The organism is Falsiporphyromonas endometrii (assembly GCF_042654485.1).
Taxonomy (GTDB): domain Bacteria; phylum Bacteroidota; class Bacteroidia; order Bacteroidales; family Porphyromonadaceae; genus Porphyromonas; species Porphyromonas endometrii.
Window position 1 is genome coordinate 1 of the sequence record NZ_JBHSGO010000023.1, and the last position, 5,976, is coordinate 5,976.

Genomic DNA, 5,976 nt, shown 5'->3' on the forward strand with positions numbered 1-5,976 from the left:
TCTATTTCACCTATCTCGATTATGCTCCCGAGGTCAGACCGTTTATTTACAGCACCAATTGGGTGGAACGTTTTAACAGGCAGATCAAGAAAGCCGTCTCCTATAAGGCTGCTTTACCCTCCGTGGAATCGGCACTCTACCTGATCGGGCTTGTAGCTTTGAATGCAACTTATCTCCACAGGAAGATAGGGAATCTTTCGGTCGGATTGATTGAAATTGGAGAGTCCTCTTCGGGGGCTGCGAGCCCCCGGGCGGACGCCAATCCCCCCGGTGTTTTTCATGTCCGCCTGACAGATGAGAAAAACAATTAAATGAAATGATTAATTTTGACTCAAAGATAAACTTCAATTACACACTTTTAGGGATACTACCTTTGAATGTATGTGATACTCCCATGTTCTATCGACATTTTTGGGTTTATGAAGTCCAAGATTGATGTTATTCCAATAGTTTTATCGGACATCTATAACTTATGAAGTTATTTTGTATTGATTCATGCATCTGGTCAAGGAGTTGGCTGTGTGACTCCATTTGAGAAAATAATAAGCCAAAAGAAATCATAAGATTATCTGTATTTGTTTATCTATTCTCATCTTCCAAAATACTTTGGATTCTTAGTTAAGGATAGAAAATTATCATGCTCAAGCAACAAAGAAGTTACAAAAGCAAAATGTGTATACACCAGGAAACCTCGAAGGCCTCTGTATATGGTGTATACACTATAAAAACCGTGCTGTTCAATAATGGTATTAATACAAAACAAAAAACCACATGGGATTACCGATTTAATGTATTAACACCACAAAGCTAAAGATATTAATGAATAAGTCAAAATTTATACATTAAAACACAATCACCAGACTTATAATGCAATAGGATATGAAAAGAGGCTGATCAAGTATAAATACCGTCACAGCCTCTTTCAAACTTCAAACCGATAATCTTTTCAACCAAAAGATAGATCAGAAGAGATCCAATCAGAAAAGACATCTCTGTATTGGAATAAATAGATAGCACATCAATTATCTGGATTTTCGAAGACTACAAGACCGGTCCATGTACCTGTAATGGCATGGTTATTGTCATCCTTAAAATTGAATTTGAAAGTATAATTGTCTCCCGATTTGCTCCAACTTATATTTGTCTTTCCCTTACAGGATATAATCGTTTATTCCCGATATTACATCGTTCCATCTGGAGCCATAAACATGCAGATTGTCAATTGTTCTCAAGAGAGACATTTGTTCATCCTAGTGACATAAAATCATCCACCTTATTTCTTCTCATTTATAAAACTTTTAGAAGACACTTAGAATCTGAATTAGAAGGGTAGAATCTAAACTATGTATCTCAACTGCATAAAATCTCAACTAAGCTACTTTATTATACTCATTTTTGGAGTTTTATTGGACGACAAAAATTATTCATATGAAATAATAGAAGAGGCTGCGCCAAGTTTGAATTCAGACACAGCCTCATTAATGAAAAATTATACGTTATTTTATTATAGCATTATTTTCTCGGTTTTGCAGCCAACAATTATAATATAGAGTCCTTTTCTTAAATCTGAAATATTGATCGTATAGTTTCCATCAACTCCGCATTTTCCTTTTGTACATAGTTGTCCTTGTAGGTTGTAAATATAAAACGACTCATTGGGTCTGGCTCCTTTAATTGATAATTCTTTACTAAATATATTCACTATGATATCAATATCCTTTCCAAGGACCTCATCTGTAGGAAGTAATTCCCCTTTATAGTCTACAAAAAAGGCTTTTACTTCAGTGTCTTTCATAATCTCGAAAGAAACTTCTGGATAAATATTATTTCCATTAACATACAAAGCCTCTAATCCACAAAATTCATTCCTAGGATGGGCAACTACAGTGATTTGTTTACTCTTTCTCACATGTTTAAGATCATCATCTGTCATTCCCTTGATAGATATTGTACCATGCTCGTTGTTTAAAAGTTTGATAGAACAATATGCATTTTCCTTCTTTTCAAAAATAGCTTCTATATAGCTATCCCCAACTACATAAAACTCTTTATCATCATAAATATCAACTCCATTTACCTTTAATGTAATAAGTACATATCCTTTATTTTCTTCTGTAGCTACTTTTAGTTTAGTACCAATAGGAACATTTTTTAAGTCTGTGCATCCAATAAGTGAAACATTTCCTCCATCACTAACGCTAGATTCTACTTTGTATGTAGACTTCTTACCGTCATATGCATATAATACCTTTCCAATCTTTAGATATACATTCCAATATTTATTATTTGCAATTTCTACAATTCCAACAGGCAATGCATTTTGTTCATTTGAGTTTTCTAAGTTCTTAACTATAATCTTTCTGGGGTCCCAATATTCATAATTCATAGGTAATGAATTGAATAATTCTTGCATAGAAGATTTACTAATCATGTTTGAAGAGCAATTAAGATATGTCAATTCATTGCATGATTCAGGGAATGTCAATGCTTCTAATTTGTTGAATGAACAGTTAACCTGTTGCAAATTCTCACAATTTGAAAAGTCTATGTTTTTAAGTTTGTTATGACTACAATTTAGATTTATTAAACTTCTTGATTTGGTAAAATCAAGAAGTGACAAGTTTGAGTTTTGACACATAAGTCCTTGAAGATGAACACATGTTGTTATATCAAGGCTGTTAAGTGGATTTTCTGTAACATTTAGTTGTCGTAGATTTGGCACTTCAGATAAGTCAATTTCCTTAAGTTCATTTTTGCTTATTTCAATCCACTGAATATTTTTCAAATTTTTTAGTGATACACTTGTTAATTTATTTGTGTTACAATCAAGTTGTTCAAGAGTAGATAATGATTCCAGATCAAGCTTTGTAAGGTTATTGTTGTCAATATAAATATATTTAATCCTCGGGCAATTTGATATACTAAAATCATTTAATCCACAATGTCTACAATCAATAAATTCCAATGAACTACAATTTGTTGGGTTTAGTTCAGCAATTTTATTAAAGGAGCATTTAACCTCTTTTAGTTTTTTTAAGTTATCAATACTTATTTCCGTAAAATTATTATTTTCAACATCTAGAGATTCTAGATTTTCACAGTCTGAAAAGTCCAATACTGTTAATTTGTTTCTCCATGTACCTAACCAACTTAAAGATTTACAACCATCGAGATTTATAGACTCAATTTGATTTCTCCAACATCCCAACCATTCAAGTCGATCACACCCTGATAAGTTTAATATCTTAACTTTATTTTGTGCTAGGTTCAATTTCTTCAATGCCTTACAATCTCTAACATTAATATTAGTAAGTTCATTGTTATTACACATTAATTCTTGAAGATGATTACATTTTGATACATCAATATCTGTAACCTGAGAATCATAGCAATTGAATCCAAGAATGATTTCGGAACTAATGGTAATTTCTTTAGCAGTTACGATATATTTTTGTCCTATTTGTAAATCGTGCTTTTCTCCCGTCTTTTTTAATCCTGTGACTTCATATGGAGAATCTTCTTGAGGCAAAATAATATCAATCCACATTTCATCGCCAATTTCTTTATTAGTTGTGAATTTGATAATATCTTGTGCATTAGTTGTATTAAATAAACTTATTAAAACAAATAACACAAAAATACTACCACGAACAATTCTAGGCATTAATGCACTGGCATTCATCAATTCTTTTTTCTTCATCTTAGTGACATTTTTTGATGTGACAATTATTATACTGATTATTGTTTTTATATTAATAATTAATATTATTTCAATACTATTTTAGTAGATTTATTTCCTAATACTATAATATATGAACCAGGTTGCAGATCTAGTTTATTATGGCCGGCTACAGCAATAGCTTCATGCACAACGGTGCCATCAATATCATATACAATATATGGGATGTCAATACTTGTATAAATGAAAATAGATTGTTCATAAGAATATATCTTAGTTGAGGAACAAAAATTTTCAGTAGACTCGGGAAACCGTAAAATTGCTTCAATATTAATTATGCCATTTATACTTTTTTTCTGATCAGCCACAAGCTTATAAGTTTTACCAATATATTCAATCGGTTCATCATTAAGTTTCCAGCTAACTATCACCTTGTCATTTATTGGGTTTACAATAAATGTCAACTCTGTACCTTCTGATATCGTTCCACCACTCTCCACATCTTGAATGTTTGATTTATCCGTAGTGTTTTTGATTTTAATATCCCCGAGTTCCGGATTATTGACTCTAGCGTTAATTTTGAATTGTGTCTTTTGTTCCGCAATAAATTGTGCGACTATCTTTATGTTTTGATCAATATTTGGTATAATATAACTGCAATCTTTGTCTGAGAAGTCTCCGCTTTTTTCTTGATCATTTACAAGAAAGCATTTAAAAATATATCCTTCATTGGGAGTTGCTAAAATCTTCACAAATGATCCAGCATTAACAATGAAACTTGATGTGCGCATTTCATTATACACTTTACCATCAGGAGATTCATATAATTTGATTGCTCCAAAATCATCTTGTCCTTCAGCAATTACTGCTTGTACCGAGTACTTAGGAAGTTCTTTTTCAAATTCGACCTCTATGTTTTGAGTTCCATTTGGACTATCTATAATTAAGATATTTGAGTCGTTCTTTTGAATGACATTATTGATAAACCAATTCTTAACCTTATATCCTTTTTCAGGTATCGCAATGAATTTCAATTGTTTTGAATTTCCAAATGGATTACCTGTTTCTAATTCTGCCTCAGAATCCCCTATTTTATCAACCGAAAAAGCTTTTATCGATCCATTGCCCCCTCGAACACCGTAGTTAACAAGAGCATCGTATCTAATACATACTTTAATTGGTTTTCCTTCTGGTTTTAAAGAGATAGGAAAAGACGAGATTGTAATTTTGCCCTTACCCTCTTCTTCGTAATATGAGTCATAGATAGAAAGATTTTTGTTTCCAGAAGCTGATATTTCAATTTCATGTCCATCTTCTACATGGAGTTCTGAACTAAAGCTAACTTGATTACATAGGGTTTTATTAGAGGTTTTATCTTGTACTAAGATTTCATTAACCTTATACATTTCTATTGTTAAAGTTACAAATTTCTTGTTAAGTTCTTGATTATCATCGCTTATATTATCTTCAATTATTGTAAAATTTTTCCATGGCGCACTAGTACTATAATAGTTATCCTTACTTCCCTTAGGGACAACGAGAGTAATTGCTTTAATTTGTCCTTCAGTAAGAGTGTTTCTCCCCCAAAATGAAGGCATTCCTGTACTAGGGTTACTACCACCCGTAACAGATGAATTTTTTAAAACAATCTTTTTTATGTCATTAGAACCTCTAAAAATAGCTCCATACATAGAAGAAACGCAAAGAGGAAATGTGACTTCTTGAAGTCTTTCAAAATTATTCAAAGCTCTTTCAGGAAATTCTGCATTTTCTGAATTGTCAATTTTACTTAGTTCACTCATGTCTATGCGCATAAGAGATGAAGATAGTCTTCTACTGATGCTTCTAAAATCATTACTGTTCATTGTCCCAACCAGCTTTAGATTTTCTGTTCCCTCGGGAAACTGATTTTGACCAACTTGACCAGCTTGAACTTCAACAGTTGTCCACATTATTTTTTCACCATATGCAACTCTACTATATCCTTGAGTAAGTAGTAAAGATGATAGAATAAAAACAACTTTTAAAAAGATATTTTTCATATTCATATTGTATTATAATTTATAAATATAAAATACACGTTTCTAATTATTACATCTATATCAAATAGGTATATTATAAATAGCAATACTAATCAGTTTTATAATATTAAATAATCATAATTCCTTATAACCAATACTTCGGTAAATTTTTACCGAAAAATTAAAAGTTAAACAATAGAACTGACAAAAGTCGGTTCGAAAACACTAAAGAGATCATTGAAATGTTGTCAAAACGAATGGTTAAGCATGAAGAAA

3 protein-coding genes are annotated in these 5,976 nt (G+C 31.5%); 1 reads left to right on the forward strand and 2 read right to left on the reverse strand.

Annotated features, from left to right (window positions below):
• Positions 1 to 311 (forward strand): transposase (locus ACFO3G_RS01225; RefSeq protein WP_380077228.1); only part of this gene is annotated, 311 nt, incomplete at its 5' end.
• A gap of 1,193 nt (positions 312 to 1,504) precedes the next feature.
• On the opposite strand, the gene ACFO3G_RS01230 is transcribed toward ACFO3G_RS01225, so the two are convergent.
• Together ACFO3G_RS01230 and ACFO3G_RS01235 are read right to left on the reverse strand one after the other, a co-directional pair.
• Complete coding sequence (locus tag ACFO3G_RS01230) at positions 1,505 to 3,700, reverse strand: leucine-rich repeat domain-containing protein (protein WP_380077230.1); 2,196 nt, start codon at positions 3,698 to 3,700, stop codon at positions 1,505 to 1,507.
• Positions 3,701 to 3,765: 65 nt separating this feature from the next.
• Positions 3,766 to 5,721, reverse strand: a complete 1,956-nt coding sequence (locus ACFO3G_RS01235; RefSeq protein WP_380077232.1) for an InlB B-repeat-containing protein — start codon at positions 5,719 to 5,721, stop codon at positions 3,766 to 3,768.
• Positions 5,722 to 5,976 lie beyond the last annotated feature (255 nt).

Coding starts and splice junctions, on each gene's coding strand:
- ACFO3G_RS01230 (WP_380077230.1), bottom strand. CDS start 3,700: ATGAAGAAAAAAGAATTGATGAATGCCAGTGCATTAATGCCTAGAATT.
- ACFO3G_RS01235 (WP_380077232.1), bottom strand. CDS start 5,721: ATGAAAAATATCTTTTTAAAAGTTGTTTTTATTCTATCATCTTTACTA.